Genomic DNA, 17,785 nt, shown 5'->3' on the forward strand with positions numbered 1-17,785 from the left:
GGAGGGGCGGTCAGGAAGCTGTGGGCCGGATCGCGCCGGTCGCGCAGTTCCCCGCGCCCCTTAAGGGCATCAGTGCGCCAGCACCGGCACCTTGACCTCGTCCTCCACGCCGTCCTCCGAGGAGGCCGAGGCGTTGCCGCCCTGGGCGCCGGTGGTGATGAACGTCGCCGCGATCACCGCGGAGACCACCAGGATGCCGACCGCCCACCAGATGGCGCTGGTGTAGCCCTCGACCATGGCGCGGGCCTGGAGGAGCTTCGGGCTGGTCGCGCCGGCCGCGTGGTCCGTGAGGTACGCGGTCGTCGCCGAGGCGGCGATGGTGTTCAGGAGGGCCGTGCCGATGGCGCCGCCGACCTGCTGCGAGGTGTTGACCATCGCGGAGGCGACACCGGCGTCACGGGCCTCGACGCCGTGCGTGGCCAGCGACATGGCGGGCATGAACGCCGTACCCATGCCCAGACCCAGCATCAGCTGCGCGGGCAGGATCAGACCGGCGTACGAGCTGCCGGTCTCCATCTGCGTCAGGAGCAGCATGCCGAGGGCGGCGAGCAGGAAGCCCGGAGCCATCAGCAGGCGCGGCGGGACGCGGGTCATCAGCCGGGCGCCGATCTGCGTGGAGCCCGTGATCATGCCGACCATCATCGGCAGGAAGGCGAAGCCGGTCTTGACGGGCGAGTAGCCCTTCACGACCTGCAGGTAGTACGTGAGGAACAGGAACAGGCCGAACAGCGAGATGACGGCGAGACCCAGCGACAGGTAGACCCCGCCGCGGTTGCGCTCGGTCAGGACCCGCAGCGGCAGCAGCGGCGACTTGACCTTGGCCTCGGTGCGGACGAACGCGGCGAGCAGCACGACGGACGCGACGAACATCGTCACGGTCACGCCGTCCGACCAGCCCGCGGACTCGGCGCGGGTGAAGCCGTAGACCAGCGCGACCAGACCGAGGGTGGACAGGACCACGCCGGGGATGTCGAGCGGCGAGCGGTTGCGGCCGCCGGCCGGCTCACGGATGACGAAGTACGCGCCCAGGGCGGCGATCACCGCGAACGGGACGTTCACGAAGAAGGTCCAGCGCCAGTTCAGGTACTCGGTGAGGAAGCCGCCGAGAACCAGGCCGACGGCGCCGCCGCCACCGGCGATCGCGCCGTAGATGCCGAAGGCCTTGGCGCGCTCCTTGGCGTCGGTGAACATCACCGCGAGCAGCGAGAGGGCAGCGGGCGCGAGCAGCGCGCCGAAGACGCCCTGCAGGGCGCGGGCGCCCAGCATCATGGCCTCGCCGGTGGCGGCGCCACCGAGCGCGGAAGCCGCGGCGAAGCCGATCAGGCCGGTCACGAAGGTGCGCTTGCGGCCCCACAGGTCGGCGATGCGGCCGCCGAAGAGCAGCAGTCCGCCGAAGGCGAGCGCGTAGGCCGTGATGACCCACTGGCGGTTGCCGTCGGATATGCCGAGGTCCTGCTGGGCGGAGGGCAGCGCGATGTTCACGATGGTCGCGTCGAGCACGACCATCAGCTGGGCGAGAGCGATGAAGACCAGCGCTCTCCAACGGTTGGTGTCAGGCCCTGAAGCGGGCTTGAGGGCTGTGTCAGACATAGAGGTAGCCACCTAGCGGTACGGAGTGTGCAAGAAGAACGGCCTGCGGAAGAGCGGCCGGAGGACAAGAGGCGTCGACGGTCCTGTCAGTGGTCCTGTGAGTGGTCCCGTCGGAGGTCCTGTCAGTGGTCCTGTAAGAGGCCCTGTCAGTGGTCCTGTCGGAGGTCCTCAAGAGTCGCCGCCTCCCCCGGGAGCTCGGACCGTGCGGGAGCCATCAGGCCGTCCAGGAAAAGTTGCAGATGACGGTGGATGAAGCCGTCCATGCCCGGGCAGGCCGTGCCCGGCAGCGGGCGGGTGAGCTGGGAGAGGGCGACCATCAGGTCTCCGACGGCGATGTCGGTGCGCAGCTGCCCGGCCGCGCGGGCCCGCTCCATGAGGCCTTCGATGGTCAGTTCGAGCTGCTCACGGGCGTCGAGCAGATCGGGGTGGAAGGGGTCGAACTCAGGCGACAGGATCGGGCACATGGCGCCGATCCGCTCCTCGGCGGCGGCGTGCACGAAGGTGCGCAGCGCCCCGAACGCGTCACCCTCGGCGGCGTCCGCCGTCGCGATGCCCTGTTCGGCGAGGGCCGCGACGCGCTCCATGACCGTGCGGACGACCTGGCGGACCAGTTCGCCGCGGTCGGCGAAGTGGCGGTAGACCGTGGCGTTGCCGACTCCGGCCCGGCGCGCGACCTCGTCGAGGGGTACGTCCGCCCCGTACTCCACGAACATCTCGCGTGCGGCGGCGACGATCCGCTCCCGGTTGCGCAGGGCATCGGCCCGCGGGCGGGCGGCTCGGCGCTGCGGGGCGGTGGCGGTGTCCACGGCTGCTCCTCGGTTTCCAGGGGGCTCGGGGCCCCGACGTTGTGGTGCTCGGCTCCGGCGATGCGGGGAGTAACTCCCCGTTTCGCGCGAACACCCTTCTAAACGGGGAGAGAGTCCCCGGATATTTCCGTCCACCCACCCGGATTCCTGTGACCTGAGTCACCCCCGCTGTCCCGAGAAACCCACGATCGGTCGCGCCCAGCGAGCGCCCGCGCACCCCCCGGCACAGGGTGATCGGACAGGGTGCAGCCAGGACGGGCGGCTGCCGCGGAGCGGAGGGCCATGCATGCAGCAGCCGACCCGGATGCAGATACGCCCCGCCCGCCGCGGCATCGCCCTCCTCTCCGTGGCGGCGCTCGCCCTGGCGGTGACCACGTCGGCGAGCGCCGGACGACTGGCGACGGACTCGGGCAGCGCGGCAGGACCGGTGTCCCTGGCCCGGAACGCCGCCCTCAGCCCCTGCATGATCAGCGGCACGATGGGCGTACAGATGTCGGAGGGCATGCCGACGCCCCCTGGCTACGCCCGCTCAACAGGCACCGTCCGGGCCCTGAACCTCATGATCGACTTCTCCGACGCGCCCGGCCAGGGCAGCGCGAAGGACCGCTTGGCGGAGTTCTTCCCGCAGACCACCGAGTGGTTCAAGACCAGTTCGTACGGCCGCCTCGACTACCGCCCCGAGACGCCGCTCCCGGACTGGCTGCGGATGCCCAAGTCGTTCGCGGAGTACGGCATAGAACGCGGCGCCCCCTTCGACCCCGGCTACCGCACGCTCGTCCAGGACATCGTGGCGGCCGCCGACCCGGACGTGGACTTCCGCACGTACGACCTCGTGAACATCCTGATCACCCCGAACGCGGGCCCCTCCGCGCTCGACACGGTCCTCTCGGTGACCTTCGCGGGCAACCACGAGGCGCCGGTCGCGGACGGGGTGCCCGTCTCCAACGCGTCCTTCGTCTACAGCCGTCAGGACGACGGCTCGGGCAGCTACCACGAGACCGGCTACCGCGTGCTTCCCCACGAGAACGGCCACGTCTTCGGCCTGCCCGACCTCTACACGCAGGACGGCGGCGGCGCGGCGGGCCACTGGGACATCATGAGCGAGGACTGGGGCGCCAACAACGACCTGCTGGCCTGGCACAAGTGGAAGCTGGGCTGGCTCGACGACGACCAGATCAGCTGCGCCGCGGATCCCGGCACGACCGAGCACGTCCTGACCCCGCTGGCAGGACCCGGCGGCACGAAGCTGGCCTTCGCCCCGCTGACCGAGAAGACGGGGTACGCGATCGAGGTCCGCACCCAGGCGGGCAACGACGAGGCGGTCTGCAAGCCGGGTGTCCTGGTCTACCGGGTGGACGCGGACGTCGACACCGGCCACGGCCCGATAACGGTCTCCGACGCGGCGCCCGACAGCGGCGGCTGCACGCGCCGCCCCAACGTCCACGCGGAGCTGTCCGACGCCCCCTACGGCATCGGCGAGACCTTCACCGACAGCAAGACGGGGGTAGGGGTGACGGTGGCGGGAGTGACTGATGAGGGCCAGTACCGCGTGCGGGTCACGCGGCCGTAGCGTCCCCGCCGGAGTGGGCCCCCGGGACGGTCTGGCGGATCTGCCGCAGGAACGCCGCGTTGCTCGGCGTCTTCTTGATCCGGTCGAGCAGCGTCTCCAGGGAGCCCTGCCCGTCCCTGCCGTGCAGGGCCCGCCGCAGCCCGCGCAGGGCGGTCAACTCGGCGCCGGACACGAGCAGTTCCTCGCGCCGGGTGCCGGACGGGGTGACGTCGACGGCCGGGAAGACGCGCCGGTCGGCGAGGGAGCGGTCGAGCCGCAGCTCCATGTTCCCGGTACTCTTCAGCTCCTCGAAATAATAATCGTCGGCGCGCGAGCCGGTCTCGACGAGCACGGTCGCGAGCATGGTCAGGGAACCGCCCTCCTCGGCGAGGCGCGCGGCCCCGAAGATCCGCTTGGGCCCCTGCACGGCAGCGGCGTCGACACCGCCGCTGAGGGTGCGCCCACTGCCGGTCGCGGCGTTGTTGAACGCGCGGCACAGCCGGGTGAGCGAGTCGAAGAGCATCACCACGTCCTTCCCGTCCTCGACCATGCGCTTGGCGCGCTCGACGGCGAGTTCGGCGAGGGCGATGTGCTCCTTGGCGGGCCGGTCAAAGGTCGACGCGAGCACCTCACCACGGACCGAACGCCGCATGTCGGTGACCTCCTCGGGCCGCTCGTCGAGGAGGACGACCATGAGGTGGCACTCGGGGTGATTCTGGGCGACGGCCGCGGCGATCTGCTGGAGCAGCACGGTCTTGCCGGTCCGCGGCGGGGCGACGATCAGCCCGCGCTGCCCCTTGCCGACGGGCGCGACGAGGTCGACGAGCCGGGTGGCGGCGGGCCCGTCAGCGGTCTCCAGACGGAGCCGTTCGCGGGGATGCAGCGGGGTGAGATCCCCGAACCGGGGCCGCCCGCGCAGACCCTCGACAGCCCGCCCGTTGACGCGCTCGGCCCCGGCGAGCACACGAGGCCGCCCACAAACGCCCTCGACGAAGTCCCCGGTACGCAGCCCGAGTTGACGAATGACAGCAGCGGGAACCTGCACATCGCGGGGCCCGGCCAGCCCCCCGCCCCCACGCAGGAACCCACGCCCGTCCCGCCCAATGTCGAGAACTCCCGTACAGGCATGCCCAGTCGAGACCCCCCGCTCAGCGGAGTCAGCTTCAGTTTCAGATTCAGTGATGGATGAGGCTTCAGTGATGGTGACACTCATGGCGAGTTGATCCTTTCGCGGACACGCGACAGAAGAAGGCCCGACGGGGCGGAAATGACCACACCCCGCACGACGGGCGGAGAAGAGAACTGCTGCAAGAACTACTGCGAAGCAGGAAGAAGAAGGCCAACGCGGCCTGACTCCTCCCGGAGAACCGGGAGAGGGGATTGCAGCACGGGCGCCCGGAACGGGGCGTCACACACGTACTGCTTGCAAGGTAACACACGAACGGCGGAGCGCCCCAGACCTTCCCAACCCAGGCGGCGCCCCCGAACAGAACACATAAGTTAGGTTAGCCTTACCTAAAATTAACTGGGGAGGTAGCTCACACCATGCCGGAGCACATACCGCACGAGTCCCACGCCGAGGGTGAGTTCGCCGGGCGGACGGCTCTGGTGACCGGCGCGGGCCAGGGCATCGGCGCCGCGGTCGCCGCCGCGCTCGCCGCCCGGGGCGCGCACGTGGTCGCCACCGACCGCGACGCACACGGCATCGACGAACTGGCCGCCGCTTCGAGGGCGGCCCCCGGCACGATCACCCCCCGCGTCATGGACGTCACCGACGCCGCCACGGTGAACACCGTCGTCGCCGACACCATTCATCGCCACGGCGCCCTCGACCTCCTCGTGAACGTGGCGGGCATCCTCCGCGGCTCCGCCGTGGCCCAACTGACCGACGCGGACTGGGCCGACACGTTCGCCGTGAACGCCACGGGCGTCTTCCACACCTCGCGCGCCGCCGCCTCCCACATGACGGCGCGCGGCTCCGGCTGCATCATCACCGTAGGCTCCAACGCCGCCGGTATCCCCCGTACCGGCATGGCCGCGTACGCCGCGTCCAAAGCCGCGGCCACGGCGTTCACCAAATGCCTGGGCCTGGAGATCGCCCGCAGCGGCGTGCGCTGCAACGTCGTGGCCCCCGGCACCACGGACACGGCGATGCAACGCTCGCTCTGGCCCGACGACTCGGCGCCCGAGGCCCCGCCCGGCGTCCTCGACGGCGACCTGCGGACGTACCGCACGGGCATCCCGCTCGGCCGCATGGCCGCCCCCCAGGACATCGCCGACGCGGTGCTGTTCCTCGCCTCGGACCGCGCCAGGCACATCACGTTGCAGGAGCTGTACGTCGACGGCGGCGCAACGCTGCGCTGACCCCCACGGGCCCGTAGTGGCAGACGCGCGCGAGGGGCCGTGGGGGGTATGTGCGCACGGAGCACCGAGCACACTGTGCCGCCTTTGTCCGCACGACGTGACGCAGGGATAGCGAGTACGCACATACCCCCCACGGCCCCGCCCCACGACACCCCGCCCCACGAGCACCGCACCCCGCCGACACCCCGCAACCCCCCGACCACCCTTCACGCGCCCCACCCGCACCCACTCCCAAACCCTCCCGCCCAAGCCCCACCCGAGAATTGGAGCCCCCGTGTCGACGGCACCCGAGGTCGCCCCGCACGTCACGACGGCCGAGCAGCCGCACCCTGTCGTAGGAGCGGCCACCGCGCTCCTCGCCGCCTACACCCCCGGGAAACGCTTCCTGGCCACCCCGACCCGCACCCTGCTCACCACCGGAACGCACGCCGAAGTCCCGCACGACGAAAGACCGTTGCCGACCCGCGTGACCACCACCCTGGCCGAAGCGAGCCGCGCCGGAATCAACGAGCCGTACGTCGTCGGCGCGGTCCCCTTCGACCACACAGCGCCCGCCGCACTCACCGTCCCCGAAACCCTGCGCACCGCGCCCCCGCTCGCCGCGGACCCCCTGATCGCGCTGCCCACCGAGACCCCGGACCCCGCCGGCTGGCAGCTCCGCCCGGTGCCATCGCCCGAGGAGTACGGGGCAGGCGTGGCCGCCGCCGTGGACCGCATGTGGCGCGGCGACTTCAGCAAGGTCGTCCTCGCCCGCACCCTCGAACTCACCGCGCCCGCCCCGCTGGACCTCCCCGCGATGCTCCAGCGCCTGGCCCGCCGCGACCCCTCCGGCCACACCTTCGCGCTGCCGACGGCCCCGGGCCGCACCCTCATCGGCGCCAGCCCCGAACTGCTCGTCTCGCGCCGCGGCCGGCAGGTCGTCGCGAACCCCCTCGCCGGTTCGACGCCGCGCAGCGACGACCTCGCCGAGGACGTGCGCCGCGCCGCCGCGCTCCTGGAGTCGGCGAAGGACCTGCACGAGCACTCCGTGGTGGTGGACGGCGTGCACCAGGCGCTCGCGTCCTTCTGCACGGACCTGACCGTCCCGCCCCACCCCACCCTCGTCCGCACCGCGACGATGTGGCACCTGTCCACCACGGTGACCGGCACCCTCGCCACCCCCGACGCGTCCGCCCTCGAACTGGCCTGCGCGCTGCACCCCACCCCCGCGGTCTGCGGCACGCCGACAGCGACCGCGCGCGAGGTGATCCGCGAGACGGAGCCGTTCGACCGCGGCTTCTTCGCGGGCGTGGTCGGCTGGGGCGACGCGAACGGCGACGGCGAGTGGGTCGTGACGATCCGCTGCGCCGAGGCCGAGGACCGCAGCCTGCGGCTGTACGCGGGCGCGGGCGTGGTCGCCGCGTCGGACCCGGCGGCGGAGACGGCCGAGACGGGCGCGAAGTTCCGTACGTTCCTGAACGCGGTGGGAGTAGACCTGTGAACACACCGAGCACCCCCAAAGCGCCCACCCGCCCCAAAACCCGCACCCGACCCGAAGCCCCCACCCGACCTGAAGCCCTCCCCCAACCCGACGCCCCCACCTGGCCAAAGGAGTTCGCGGACCGCTACCGCGCAGCGGGCTGGTGGCGTGGCGAGACCTTCGGGCAGATGCTGCGCGAGCGCGCGGCCGCCCACCCGGACCGCGTAGCGATCGTGGACCCGGGCGGCCCGACGCCACGCCGCTGGACGTACGGCGAACTGGACCGCCGGGCCGACCACTTGGCCGCGGGCCTGCTCGCGCGAGGCATCGGCAAGGGCGACAGGGTGGTCGTCCAACTGCCCAACATCGCCGAGTTCTTCGAGACGGTCTTCGCCCTGTTCCGCATCGGCGCGCTGCCGGTCTTCGCGCTGCCCGCGCACCGCGAGACGGAGATCCGCTACTTCTGCGAGTTCACCGAGGCGGTGGCGTACGTCATCCCGCAGAAGCTCGGCGGCTTCGACTACCGCGGCCTGGCGGCAAAACTGATCGACGACGTCCCCACGCTGAAGCACGTGTTCGTGGCGGACGGCGACGCGGGCCCCTTCGAACCCCTGTCACAGGCGGCCACGGAGCCGACCGGGACCCCGCCCCCGCCCGCCCCTTCCGACCTGGCGTTCCTCCAGCTCTCCGGCGGCAGCACGGGCGTCCCGAAGCTGATCCCGCGGACCCACGACGACTACATCTACTCGCTGCGCGGCTCCAACGAACTGTGCGCGGTCGACGAGGACAGCGTCTACCTCGTGACGCTCCCCGCGGCCCACAACTTCCCGCTCTCCTCGCCGGGTTCGCTCGGCGCGCTGTACGCGGGCGCCCGCGTCGTACTCTGCCCGCAGCCCAGCCCGGACGTGGCCTTCCCTCTGATCGAGGCCGAGGAAGTCACCATCACAGGCCTGGTCCCGCCGCTCGCCCTGCTCTGGACGGAGGCGGCGCCGTCGACCGCGTACGACCTGAGCAGCCTGGAGGTGCTCCTGGTGGGCGGCGCGAAGTTCAGCGAGGAGGCGGCGCGCCGGGTGAAACCGGCGCTGGGCTGCACGCTGCAGCAGGTCTTCGGCATGGCGGAGGGCCTGGTCAACTACACGCGTCTGGACGACTCCCCGGAGACGATCGTCACCACACAGGGCCGGCCGATCTCCCCGGACGACGAGATCCGTGTCGTCGACGACGAGGACAACGACCTGCCGCTCGGCGAGAGGGGCCACCTGCTGACCCGCGGCCCGTACACGATCCGCGGCTACTGGAAGGCGCCCGAGCACAACGCCCGTTCCTTCACGGCGGACGGCTTCTACCGCACGGGCGATGTCGTACGCCTCACCGAGACCGGCCACATCGTCGTCGAGGGCCGGGCGAAGGACCAGATCAACCGGGGCGGCGAGAAGATCGCGGCCGAGGAGGTGGAGAACCACATCCTCGCCCACCCGTCCGTGCACGACGCGAACGTGGTCGCCGAGCCCGACGCGTACCTGGGCGAGCGGACGTGCGCGTACGTGATCCTGCGGACGGGCACGAAGCCGCCGAAACCCGCCGCCATCAGGAAGTTCGTGCGCGAGAGGGGCCTCGCGGCCTACAAGGTGCCGGACCGCGTCGAGTTCGTGGCGGCCTTCCCGCACACCGGGGTGGGCAAGATCTCCAAGAAGGACCTGCGGGCGGCCGCACCCCGGACGCCCGCACCTCCCGCCCCCTCCCCCGCCTCGTAGACCCGACCCTCCCGGCCCTCCCGACCCGAAACGGAACGCCCGCCACCATGGCCCTCCCCGCCATCACCCCCTATCCGATGCCGACGCCCGACGAGCTGCCCGCGAACCGCGTCGGCTGGAAGGTCGACCCGTCCCGCGCCGTGCTCCTCGTGCACGACCTGCAGAACTACTTCCTCTCGACGTACGACCGGACGGCGCCCCCTGTACCGGAACTCCTCGCCCACGTCGCTGAGTTGAAGCGTGCGGCGGACCGGCTCGGCGTCCCGGTCGTGCACACCGCGCAGCCCGGCGGCCAGACCCCCGCCGAGCGCGGACTCCAGCAGGACTTCTGGGGCCCGGGTCTGCCCGACGACGCGCACGCGGCGGCGATCGCGGCGGAGATCGGCCCGGCGCCCGCCGACACGGTGCTCACCAAGTGGAAGTACAGCGGCTTCGTCCGCACGGACCTCCTGGAGCGGATGCGCGAACAGGGCCGCGACCAGCTGGTCATCACCGGCGTCTACGCCCACATCGGCGTCCTGATGACGGCGTGCGACGCGTGGATGCAGGACATCCAGGCGTTCGTGGTCGCGGACGCGGTGGCGGACTTCTCGGCGGACGACCATGCGATGGCGCTGCGCTGGGCGGCGGGAAAGTGCGCGGTCGTCACGACGACGGGGGCGGTGTTCGCGCCGGAACCCTAGAGCCTCGTCCCACCCCGCCGCCGCAGCCAGTCACACCGGACAGTCACCGCAGCCGGTCACCGCAAGCACTCACCCCAGGCATTCACTGCAAGCACTCACCGGAGACGATGCGCTCACCGCCGTCGAGAGAGGCGGTTAGCGCGTTGAGCCGCGCGCGCAGCTCCCGCACCTCACCGAGGGAGAGCCCGGTGGACTCGGCGATGGCGCGGGGCACGGCCCGGGCCTTCTCACGGAGGGCGTCCCCTTCGCCGGTGAGCCGGACGGCCACGGACCGCTCGTCCTCGGCGCTCCGTCGCCGCTCCACGTACCCGGTCGCCTCCAGCCGCTTGAGCAGCGGCGAGAGCGTCCCGGAGTCCAGCCGCAGCCGCTCCCCGATCTTCTTGACGGGCAGCTCGCCGTGCTCCCAGAGCACGAGCATCACCAGATACTGGGGATAGGTCAGCCCCAGCTCCTTCAGCGCGGTCCGGTAGACGCCGTTGAAGGCGCGGGCGGCCGCGTGCAGCGAGAAGCAGATCTGCTCGTCGAGCCGGAGAAAGTCCTCGTCCCGTACGTCGTCGTCCATACCCCCAGAGTACAAGGCACCACTGCACCCCATTCAATTGCGCACAACTAAGTTGCACACAACAAAATAGCGTGCTCTACTCGTACACAGACGCACCGGACGAACGCCGAACAGGCCGAACAGGCCGAACAGGAAGAAGAGGACCACCATGGACGCGCTGTACACCGCAGTAGCCACCGCCAACGGCCGCGAGGGCCGCGCCGTCAGCTCCGACGGCCAGATCGACCTGCAGCTCGGCTTCCCCGCGGCCCTCGGCGGCAACGGCCAGGGCACCAACCCCGAGCAGCTCTTCGCCGCCGGTTACGCGGCGTGCTTCGCCAGCGCGATGGGCAACATCGCGCGCCAGGAGAAGATCGACATCACGGACGTCTCAGTGACGGCCGAGGTCAGCATCGGCAAGGACACCGACGGCGGGTTCGGCCTGGCCGTGGTCATGCGGGCCGAGCTCCCGGACCACCTGCAGGGCCCCGCGGGCGAGGAACTCCTGAAGAAGACGCACGCTTTCTGCCCCTACTCCAAGGCGACCCGCGGCAACATCCCGGTGGAGCTGGTCATCGAGTAGGACCTGCGCGCCCACCCGGGCCGACCGTCAAGAGGCCTCACTCAGCGCCGAATCGACACTGGGCGCCGAGGCGGAGACCGAGACGGAGGCGGAGACCGAGGCCGAAGCGGAGGCCGGAGCCACACGCCACACGCGAGCGAGCTCGGCCAGCGGAACGCCGAGGACCTCACTGAGCCGGACGACGGTGCCGAACGCGGGCGTGGGCAGCCGGCCGGTCTCGATCTTACGAAGCGTCTCCGGCGAGATATCCGCCGCCAGGGCCACGTCGACGGGGCTGCGCCCGGCCCGGGCGGCGCGCAGCGCGGCCCCGAGGCGTCGGCCCGCCTCGATCTGTTCGGGGGCGAGCGGGTGGCGAACCATGCGAACAGGGTAGGGGCGCCACAGTTCGAGCAGCAACCACCTCACCCGCGTCTGGTATAAATATACCGGCCAAACTGTACCGGTATATTTATACCGACCGCTCCGGGGAATTCGAGGATCGCAGTGATCGAGCACAAGTCACCCAGGGACATCGAGCGCATGCACGTGACCGGCAGGTTCGTCGGCCAGGTCCTGGAGGAGCTCGGCGATCTCGCCGCGGTCGGGGTCGACCTGATGGACCTGGAGCACCACGCCCGCCGCCGACTCAAGGAGCGCGGCGCGGAGTCCTGCTACTGGGACTACGCCCCCTCGTTCGGCAAGGGCCCCTTCCGCAACGTGGTGTGCCTCTCGGTCAACGACGCGGTCCTCCACGGCCTGCCGCACAGCTACAAGCTGCGCGACGGGGATGTGCTGACCATGGACATGGCCGTGACGATCGACGGCTGGTCGGCGGACTCGGCCCACACCGTCATCGTCGGCACCCCGGACGAGGAGGACGTACGGCTGATCGAGGCCACGGAGGTCGCCCTGGACTCCGCGATCAAGGTCGCCCTGCCGGGCAACCGCCTCGGCGACATCTCGGCGGCGATCGGCGCGGTGGCAGCGGAGTACGGCTACCCGGTCAACCTGGAGTTCGGCGGCCACGGCATCGGCCGCACGATGCACGAGGACCTGCACATCCCCAACGACGGCCGGCCCGGCCGCGGCTGGAAGCTGCGCCCCGGCCTGACGATCGCCATCGAGCCCTGGTTCGCCCGCGGCACGAACAAGATCATCTACGACAAGGACGGCTGGACGATCCGCTCGGCCGACGGCTCCCGCACGGCCCACTCGGAACACACGGTAGCGATCACCGAGGGCGCCCCCCTGGTCCTCACCCACCGCCCCCGCCACCTCGCAAAGACGGAGCCCGCCCCGGCCACGCACTGATCCTCCACCAGGGGTGGGGGCCCGCTCCTCCCCACGCACCCCCACCCCGACCGGGAGCCCCTACCCCCGAAATCTCCACCAGCTACACTGTCGGCGGTGGCACGGGCCAGCCCACACCACCAAAGAACTGCCGGAAAGCCCTCAACAAGCTCTCCGACAGCTCCCCGCCTTCGTAGCTCAGGGGATAGAGCACCGCTCTCCTAAAGCGGGTGTCGCAGGTTCGAATCCTGCCGGGGGCACAAATTGCATCTCGTACGAGATGCGCTGCTTGAGCGAGGGCCCGCGACCGGGTGGTCGCGGGCCCTTGTGCGTGCCTGGGCACACCGCTCCGACCGCCGACTGGACGTACACGTTGAAGCGTCCAGGCACGCGACCCTGGCTGACCGCGACTTCTCGATCTGAATTCCCAAGTGCGCGGGCGTCGGAAGAGCCATTAGGTTCGGGCACATGGTGACTGCGACTGTCCGCGAGTGGCGCGACGAGGAAGGTTGGGGCGTGCTCGATTCCCCCGAGACTCCAGGCGGCTGCTTCGGCCACTTCGCCGACATACAGATGCCCGGGTTCCGCACCCTGTCCCCCGGGCAGCAAGTGGACCTCACATGGGAAGCTCCCGGTTTCAAGCAGGACGGGTACGACTACCGTGCGGTGAGCATCGTGCCTCGCTGATCTGTCCGACATCCACCCCTCACCACCCCGTACAGATCCGAGATGCGAACGGGTGCTGGCGATTCGGGTGCTGGCGACTCGCTCATGTCCCGAACCCACCGCACGGCGGATAGCGCAGCAAGTCACGTAGTCGTCGCCCGAGTTCGGATACCCGCATCGCCAGCACCAGCGGGCTGGGGCGCTCGCCGGCCTCGTCGGCCAGGGCGTCGTGGGACGCGTCGATGGTTCGTTGGTGTGCGTGCCACGCCATGCTACCCTCGCCCGACTCTGCGGCGGCGACCGTTGCGGCGGGGAGGCGGCGCCGGATTTCGTGCCGCAAGCGGCGACAGGTGTCGGTCAGCGTCTTGGGCGGGGGCAGCGCGCGGCACGCGGTGAATGCCGTGGTGAGGAGGACGTCGACGTAGCCGCCCCCGATACACGGGCGGCACGCGCGGGGAAACCAGCACGCGACTTCGTCGAGGCGCGTCAGCTTGTGGGGGCCGAGGTCGACGGCGGTTTCGGTGCTCAGGGTGACGCCGCAGAACACGCAGCCGGTGCCCCGTACTTGGGCTTCGGAGAGGACGTTGACCGACGGCAGCAGCGGGGCCGAGAGGCGGTCGGTGAGGGTCATCGGTCGCCCCCTGTGCGCGTGCCGATGGCGACGAGTGCAGCCACGGCCGGTACGGGGCACAGGGCGCCCACCGCGGAGGGGCGCACAGCCCAGTGCAGGCCGACCGGTCCCGTGAGGTCCGCGGCGGGCACGCTGAGGAACTGGCCTGATCCCAGCATGGCGGCCTGGTACCCGTAGGCCCATCGGGCAGGCGGGTAGGGATCGGTGAGCGCGTAATACATCTGCTGCGGGTTGTTGTGGATCACCGGGCCGTCGAGCAGCTCCGCGAGCGTCCGGGTCACGATGTCGAAGTCCGTGGTTCCGGCGCCTGCGTGCACGATCCGCGCGGACAAGCACACGGCGTTGAACCTGGTGCCGAGCGGCAGCAACGCGGCACCGCGCTCCGTCCACTCCCGGTGAGCCTGCTGCGGCTCCTGCTGGGCGTGCGCCAACCAGTCGAAGGCGGCGCTCGCGGGGGCGTGCTTTGTCTGCGGGGTTTCGTCCATCGCCGTCTCCGAGTCGCGTCCGCATGGTCGCGACGTCGGCTTTCGCCTGCGGGGGTAAGCCGACGCCGCATCATGTGGATCACGCTATGGACTCGCGCGATCGCAGCCCAGTGACGAGCCGTCCCAGTCCAGGGATCAGGTAGGACGCAGCGCCCTACCTCAGCATGCCCAGCCGATCCGCCAGCCCGTTTACTGGCGCGTCACGTCGTGCGACACGCCCACGGAGTTCCTCGATCAAGCGGCGCGAGGTCGAGTGGTAGCGCATCCACTCGGGGGCGTCCTCCTCGGCGGCGAGCAGGGCACCTACTGCTTGGCGGTCCTTGTCCATGTCGCTGAAAGCCAGGGCTCGATCAACGTGGAAGCGAGCCCGCCATGTCGGAGGCAGCGAATGAAGGTTGGGCACCTTGCGCGAGGCCTGAACGGCGTCGTCGGCGTGCTCCATCTCCACAAGGAAGTTCACCCGTGCCACGCCCGCGTTGGTCGGGCCGAAAGGCGTGGCGTACAGCAGCAGATCGCCGTCCATTGTCTCGGCGGCGCCCTTCGCCATCCGGAGCAGGCTCAGTACCTGCTCATGCTTCTTCTGGCGCACGGCGGCGGTGGCCGCGCGCAAGAGCACGATCCCCCAAAGGGCCAAGTCCTGCTGCGTGCTGCGGAATCCCGGCTCGATGGCTTCGGCTCGTGTCAGCGCGACGCGCTCGGCGTCGGCGAGACGGCCCTGCTTGGTGAGGACGTAGGAGAGGGTGGAGGCGGCCATGGTCTCCAGGCCGGGATCGTCACAGCCCTGGACCGCGAGCAGTGACCGTTCCATCGCAGTGAACGCGGCGTCCTCCTTGCCGAGCCCGGTAAGCGTGACTGATGCCACCTGATAGGCGAGGGCGAGTACGGAGTTGGCCGCTGCTCTGTCGCTGCCAGTGGAGGCGTGGACGACGGCACGAGCGTCCTGGATAAGCGGCGGCAGCAGTACGCCGATCTCGCCCATGCGCCCCTCGCGGCGGATGGCCTCCGTAGACCTGAGCGATGCCTGGAGATCTTGGATGCTGGGCGGATCCTCGGGATCGCCCTCACCGCCGAGCAGGTCGGCTACCGGGGAGATCGCCTGACGTAGAGCCAGGACTGAGGGGGAGTCCTCTTCCGGCCTGCCGTGAGTCTCGAACGTTGTGGGTTGACCGACCAGGTAACTGGGTTCGGTGTCGAGTGCTCGGGCCAGTGCGTTGATGGTGGTGAGCCGGGCTGTCTTCCGGCGTCCTTGCTCCAGCTTGCGCACGACGTCGACCGAGACTTCCGCGCGCTCGGCGAGTTCCTCTTGCGTAAGGCTTCGCCTGTACCTGAGTTCCGCGATGCGGTCACCCATGCCTGAATCGAAAGGCCTGTTCACTGATACCCCCGCCAGAAGGTGTTGTCTCCACGCTACTCCCGGCACTAGAACCCGGATACGACGCACGGCCCCTCCCCCGCCCGAAGGCGGAAGAAGGGCCATGCCAGTACATGCGGCGCTGCGGGTCCAGGGCTGCCTGTGGTGTGGGGCTGTCGTCGGGCTCGGGCGGCGGTGCTCCATCGCCACGGCACACGAGCGCGTCCGGGTCACCGGGGTCACCGGCCGACGCCTGAAGGCTGTACCCATCCGGGCACGATGGCCCGGCGCCGCCCCGACGAGGAGCAAGGCGACGGCGATGAGCGTGGTGCGGCGCGTGGTTTCCCCCAGCGAGCGTGAGGCCCGGAGCGTCGGCCAGTTCCACGGAACTCGCCAGGCGCGTTCAAAGGCGGTCCGTCCGCTCGCCTGGCGAGGCCCGCCGCGCGTGCGGAGCGCACTTCCGGGGGGGCAGGTCTCCGCCATGGCCCCACGACACGATGAGGTCCGCGACGGAGCGCAACCTGGTGTTGGTGTGCTGGGAGACCTCCACATCGACTCTCCGGTGCGGGGTCCGAGGGCCGGTACGCCGTCGGCGTAGGGGCGCCGTCCTGTCGGAAATCCACTCGACCAGCGCACAGGCCCCGTCCCCCACATGGGTGGGGACGCGGATTCCGCGGTGGGCGGGGCATGGCGGCCGTTCGGATGATTTGAGGCTCAGGGCGATTGCTCGCCGGTCCGATTCGGGGAAGCCCGTGGTGTCCCTTCACCCCTCTCAGAGAGGCCACACATGCGTATCCGCACTGTTTTCGCTGCTGCCGCAATCGCCGCCCTCACCGTCCTGGGCGGCGCGGGTGCCGCCTCCGCCAACGACGGCTTCGACGGCTTCGACGGCATCAGCAACGGCAACGGCATCGGCACCCACATCTCCGAGACCTCCGTTGCCGCCTTCGGCGACATGGAACTGGACTGACCGGTCCCCGCATCTCGGCAACGGCATCGGCATTGGCATCGGTGACATCTGTGGTGACCGGTAGCTGATGTGCAGTGGCGTGCGTCCCCTCTCCCTGTCGGGGAGCGGGGACGCACGCGCATGTGCCGGGTGCGGGACGGGCCCGATCAAGTGCGGATCCGGACCCCGTACCGCGTACGCATGCGGCGCAGCTCCCACAGGGCCACCGCCGTGACCGAGACCGGGCCGCCCAGCACCGCGCACCACTGTGCCGCCGGCGGGCCGGGCGGCAGGCCGCCCTCCAGCGCGACGCTGCAGACCGTCAGTTCCCAGACGAGTACGACGGTGAGCACGGCCGGGAGTGCGGCGTGCACGGTGGACGTGTTGAAGGCGTAGCGGGCCGCGTAGGCCGAGGCGAAGAGCAGGAATGGCAGGAGCCAGATGAGGCCGAGCAGGAGGGCGAGCGCCACCAGGCCGTTCACGAGCGTGCCGTAGTTCTGCTTCAGGAGCAGGGCGCTGCCCGCCAGTACGAGGCCCACGCCGACCAGGATCCCGACGTACCAGCCCACGGCCTTGAGCGGCGTGCGCAGCCGGGAACGGAGCTCGGACCGGTGCTCGGCGGGTACGTAGCGGATGAAGCCGAGGACGACCAGCGGGCCGGTGAAGATCAGCAGCAGCGGGGCGAGGAGCAGTTTCACGACACCGTCGTTGGCGACACCGCTCCAGCCCTCGTCCGCACCGTAGGTGTAGATCAGGTAGAGGGTCGCGGCCGCGCCCGCGAGCGCGCGCCACAGCTGGACCTGGGAGACCAGGCGGTCCGCGACGTGGCCCGCGCCCGGCCGGTTGAAGACCGCCTCGGCGCGGCGGCGGGCGGAACGGATCACCGGGACGAGCGGCGAGACGAAGAGGAAGCCGAGACCGGAGCGTCGTCGCCGGACGGGCTGGGGGTACGAAGGTGGATAGGGGCCCGGGTGCGGGGGCATGGGTGGGTACGGGGCCGGGGCCGGGGCCGCCGGTGGTGGGATGTACGGGTGTGGGGCGCCGCCACCCTGTGGTGGGGCGTTCCGCGGTGCCCAGCCCTGATGTCCCCCGTGTGCCACTGTTC

18 protein-coding genes and 1 tRNA gene are annotated in these 17,785 nt (G+C 70.6%); 10 read left to right on the forward strand and 9 right to left on the reverse strand.

The annotated features are described in order from the left end of the window. Positions 1-69: 69 nt before the first annotated feature. Together ACFVYL_RS20615 and ACFVYL_RS20620 are read right to left on the reverse strand one after the other, a co-directional pair. Positions 70-1,590, reverse strand: a complete 1,521-nt coding sequence (locus tag ACFVYL_RS20615) for an MFS transporter (RefSeq protein ID WP_389718028.1) — start codon at positions 1,588-1,590, stop codon at positions 70-72. A gap of 146 nt (positions 1,591-1,736) precedes the next feature. After that, positions 1,737-2,396 (reverse strand): TetR/AcrR family transcriptional regulator, encoded by a 660-nt coding sequence (locus ACFVYL_RS20620; protein WP_389718030.1) that lies wholly within the window; start codon positions 2,394-2,396, stop codon positions 1,737-1,739. Between the two features lie 304 nt (positions 2,397-2,700). On the opposite strand from ACFVYL_RS20620, the gene ACFVYL_RS20625 reads away from it, so the two are divergent. After that, positions 2,701-3,966 (forward strand): M6 family metalloprotease domain-containing protein, encoded by a 1,266-nt coding sequence (locus tag ACFVYL_RS20625; protein WP_389718207.1) that lies wholly within the window; start codon positions 2,701-2,703, stop codon positions 3,964-3,966. Here ACFVYL_RS20625 and rho read toward each other — a convergent pair. Then, positions 3,953-5,158, reverse strand: coding sequence for a transcription termination factor Rho (gene rho, locus ACFVYL_RS20630; protein WP_389718032.1), 1,206 nt, complete (start codon positions 5,156-5,158; stop codon positions 3,953-3,955). The two genes, ACFVYL_RS20625 and rho, sit on opposite strands and share 14 nt — an antisense overlap. Before the next feature lie 332 nt (positions 5,159-5,490). On the opposite strand from rho, the gene ACFVYL_RS20635 reads away from it, so the two are divergent. From ACFVYL_RS20635 to ACFVYL_RS20650, 4 genes are all read left to right on the forward strand, one after another. After that, complete coding sequence (locus ACFVYL_RS20635) at positions 5,491-6,309, forward strand: 2,3-dihydro-2,3-dihydroxybenzoate dehydrogenase (protein WP_389718035.1); 819 nt, start codon at positions 5,491-5,493, stop codon at positions 6,307-6,309. A 274-nt stretch (positions 6,310-6,583) separates the two neighbouring features. Further along, positions 6,584-7,789 (forward strand): isochorismate synthase DhbC, encoded by a 1,206-nt coding sequence (gene dhbC, locus ACFVYL_RS20640; protein ID WP_389718038.1) that lies wholly within the window; start codon positions 6,584-6,586, stop codon positions 7,787-7,789. Further along, on the forward strand, positions 7,786-9,522 hold the full coding sequence (locus ACFVYL_RS20645) for a (2,3-dihydroxybenzoyl)adenylate synthase (protein ID WP_389718040.1): 1,737 nt from the start codon (positions 7,786-7,788) through the stop codon (positions 9,520-9,522). Before dhbC ends, ACFVYL_RS20645 begins: the two co-directional genes overlap by 4 nt. Positions 9,523-9,569: 47 nt before the next feature. Further along, positions 9,570-10,205, forward strand: a complete 636-nt coding sequence (locus ACFVYL_RS20650; RefSeq protein ID WP_389718043.1) for an isochorismatase family protein — start codon at positions 9,570-9,572, stop codon at positions 10,203-10,205. Positions 10,206-10,287: 82 nt separating this feature from the next. On the opposite strand, the gene ACFVYL_RS20655 is transcribed toward ACFVYL_RS20650, so the two are convergent. Beyond that, positions 10,288-10,767, reverse strand: coding sequence for a MarR family winged helix-turn-helix transcriptional regulator (locus ACFVYL_RS20655; RefSeq protein ID WP_389718045.1), 480 nt, complete (start codon positions 10,765-10,767; stop codon positions 10,288-10,290). A gap of 148 nt (positions 10,768-10,915) precedes the next feature. Here ACFVYL_RS20655 and ACFVYL_RS20660 point away from each other — a divergent pair, with 148 nt between their 5' ends. After that, positions 10,916-11,329 carry an organic hydroperoxide resistance protein gene (locus ACFVYL_RS20660; RefSeq protein WP_389718047.1) on the forward strand — a complete coding sequence of 138 codons (414 nt, stop codon included), beginning with the start codon at positions 10,916-10,918 and terminating at the stop codon, positions 11,327-11,329. Between the two features lie 27 nt (positions 11,330-11,356). On the opposite strand, the gene ACFVYL_RS20665 is transcribed toward ACFVYL_RS20660, so the two are convergent. Then, positions 11,357-11,689: a helix-turn-helix domain-containing protein gene (locus tag ACFVYL_RS20665; protein WP_389718050.1), complete on the reverse strand. Its 333-nt coding sequence runs from the start codon at positions 11,687-11,689 to the stop codon at positions 11,357-11,359. Between the two features lie 123 nt (positions 11,690-11,812). Between ACFVYL_RS20665 and map the strand changes: the two genes are divergently transcribed. The 3 genes from map to ACFVYL_RS20680 all read left to right on the forward strand — a co-directional run bounded on the left by map (position 11,813) and on the right by ACFVYL_RS20680 (position 13,285). Then, on the forward strand, positions 11,813-12,619 hold the full coding sequence (gene map, locus ACFVYL_RS20670) for a type I methionyl aminopeptidase (protein WP_389718053.1): 807 nt from the start codon (positions 11,813-11,815) through the stop codon (positions 12,617-12,619). A gap of 166 nt (positions 12,620-12,785) precedes the next feature. Next, positions 12,786-12,858: transfer RNA gene (locus ACFVYL_RS20675), tRNA-Arg, on the forward strand. 208 nt (positions 12,859-13,066) lie between these two features. Next, positions 13,067-13,285 carry a cold-shock protein gene (locus tag ACFVYL_RS20680; RefSeq protein WP_389718056.1) on the forward strand — a complete coding sequence of 73 codons (219 nt, stop codon included), beginning with the start codon at positions 13,067-13,069 and terminating at the stop codon, positions 13,283-13,285. A gap of 82 nt (positions 13,286-13,367) precedes the next feature. On the opposite strand, the gene ACFVYL_RS20685 is transcribed toward ACFVYL_RS20680, so the two are convergent. The 3 genes from ACFVYL_RS20685 to ACFVYL_RS20695 form a co-directional block, all read right to left on the reverse strand. After that, complete coding sequence (locus ACFVYL_RS20685; RefSeq protein WP_389718058.1) at positions 13,368-13,895, reverse strand: DUF6415 family natural product biosynthesis protein; 528 nt, start codon at positions 13,893-13,895, stop codon at positions 13,368-13,370. Next, complete coding sequence (locus ACFVYL_RS20690) at positions 13,892-14,380, reverse strand: hypothetical protein (protein WP_389718060.1); 489 nt, start codon at positions 14,378-14,380, stop codon at positions 13,892-13,894. Before ACFVYL_RS20690 ends, ACFVYL_RS20685 begins: the two co-directional genes overlap by 4 nt. 154 nt (positions 14,381-14,534) lie before the next feature. Then, positions 14,535-15,731, reverse strand: a complete 1,197-nt coding sequence (locus ACFVYL_RS20695) for a helix-turn-helix domain-containing protein (RefSeq protein ID WP_389718062.1) — start codon at positions 15,729-15,731, stop codon at positions 14,535-14,537. A gap of 787 nt (positions 15,732-16,518) precedes the next feature. Here ACFVYL_RS20695 and ACFVYL_RS20700 point away from each other — a divergent pair. Next, a complete protein-coding gene (locus ACFVYL_RS20700; RefSeq protein WP_389718064.1) occupies positions 16,519-16,701 on the forward strand; it encodes a hypothetical protein in 183 nt (60 codons plus the stop codon). A gap of 146 nt (positions 16,702-16,847) precedes the next feature. On the opposite strand, the gene ACFVYL_RS20705 is transcribed toward ACFVYL_RS20700, so the two are convergent. Then, the gene (locus ACFVYL_RS20705; RefSeq protein ID WP_389718066.1) at positions 16,848-17,663 is read right to left on the reverse strand and encodes a hypothetical protein; all 816 of its coding nucleotides are present in this window, start codon (positions 17,661-17,663) and stop codon (positions 16,848-16,850) included. Positions 17,664-17,785 lie beyond the last annotated feature (122 nt).

This window comes from Streptomyces sp. NPDC058308, from assembly GCF_042880275.1.
Classification (GTDB): Bacteria; Actinomycetota; Actinomycetes; order Streptomycetales; family Streptomycetaceae; genus Streptomyces.

What these genes read in the sequence shown, in the direction of transcription:
- ACFVYL_RS20700 (WP_389718064.1), top strand. Translation starts at nt 16,519, where the DNA reads ATGCGTATCCGCACTGTTTTCGCTGCTGCCGCAATCGCCGCCCTCACC.
- ACFVYL_RS20660 (WP_389718047.1), top strand. Translation starts at nt 10,916, where the DNA reads ATGGACGCGCTGTACACCGCAGTAGCCACCGCCAACGGCCGCGAGGGC.
- ACFVYL_RS20665 (WP_389718050.1), bottom strand. Translation starts at nt 11,689, where the DNA reads ATGGTTCGCCACCCGCTCGCCCCCGAACAGATCGAGGCGGGCCGACGC.
- ACFVYL_RS20690 (WP_389718060.1), bottom strand. Translation starts at nt 14,380, where the DNA reads ATGGACGAAACCCCGCAGACAAAGCACGCCCCCGCGAGCGCCGCCTTC.
- ACFVYL_RS20615 (WP_389718028.1), bottom strand. Translation starts at nt 1,590, where the DNA reads ATGTCTGACACAGCCCTCAAGCCCGCTTCAGGGCCTGACACCAACCGT.
- ACFVYL_RS20695 (WP_389718062.1), bottom strand. Translation starts at nt 15,731, where the DNA reads ATGGGTGACCGCATCGCGGAACTCAGGTACAGGCGAAGCCTTACGCAA.
- ACFVYL_RS20625 (WP_389718207.1), top strand. Translation starts at nt 2,701, where the DNA reads ATGCAGATACGCCCCGCCCGCCGCGGCATCGCCCTCCTCTCCGTGGCG.
- ACFVYL_RS20685 (WP_389718058.1), bottom strand. Translation starts at nt 13,895, where the DNA reads ATGACCCTCACCGACCGCCTCTCGGCCCCGCTGCTGCCGTCGGTCAAC.
- ACFVYL_RS20650 (WP_389718043.1), top strand. Translation starts at nt 9,570, where the DNA reads ATGGCCCTCCCCGCCATCACCCCCTATCCGATGCCGACGCCCGACGAG.
- ACFVYL_RS20705 (WP_389718066.1), bottom strand. Translation starts at nt 17,663, where the DNA reads ATGCCCCCGCACCCGGGCCCCTATCCACCTTCGTACCCCCAGCCCGTC.
- ACFVYL_RS20680 (WP_389718056.1), top strand. Translation starts at nt 13,067, where the DNA reads ATGGTGACTGCGACTGTCCGCGAGTGGCGCGACGAGGAAGGTTGGGGC.
- ACFVYL_RS20655 (WP_389718045.1), bottom strand. Translation starts at nt 10,767, where the DNA reads ATGGACGACGACGTACGGGACGAGGACTTTCTCCGGCTCGACGAGCAG.
- rho (WP_389718032.1), bottom strand. Translation starts at nt 5,158, where the DNA reads ATGAGTGTCACCATCACTGAAGCCTCATCCATCACTGAATCTGAAACT.
- ACFVYL_RS20635 (WP_389718035.1), top strand. Translation starts at nt 5,491, where the DNA reads ATGCCGGAGCACATACCGCACGAGTCCCACGCCGAGGGTGAGTTCGCC.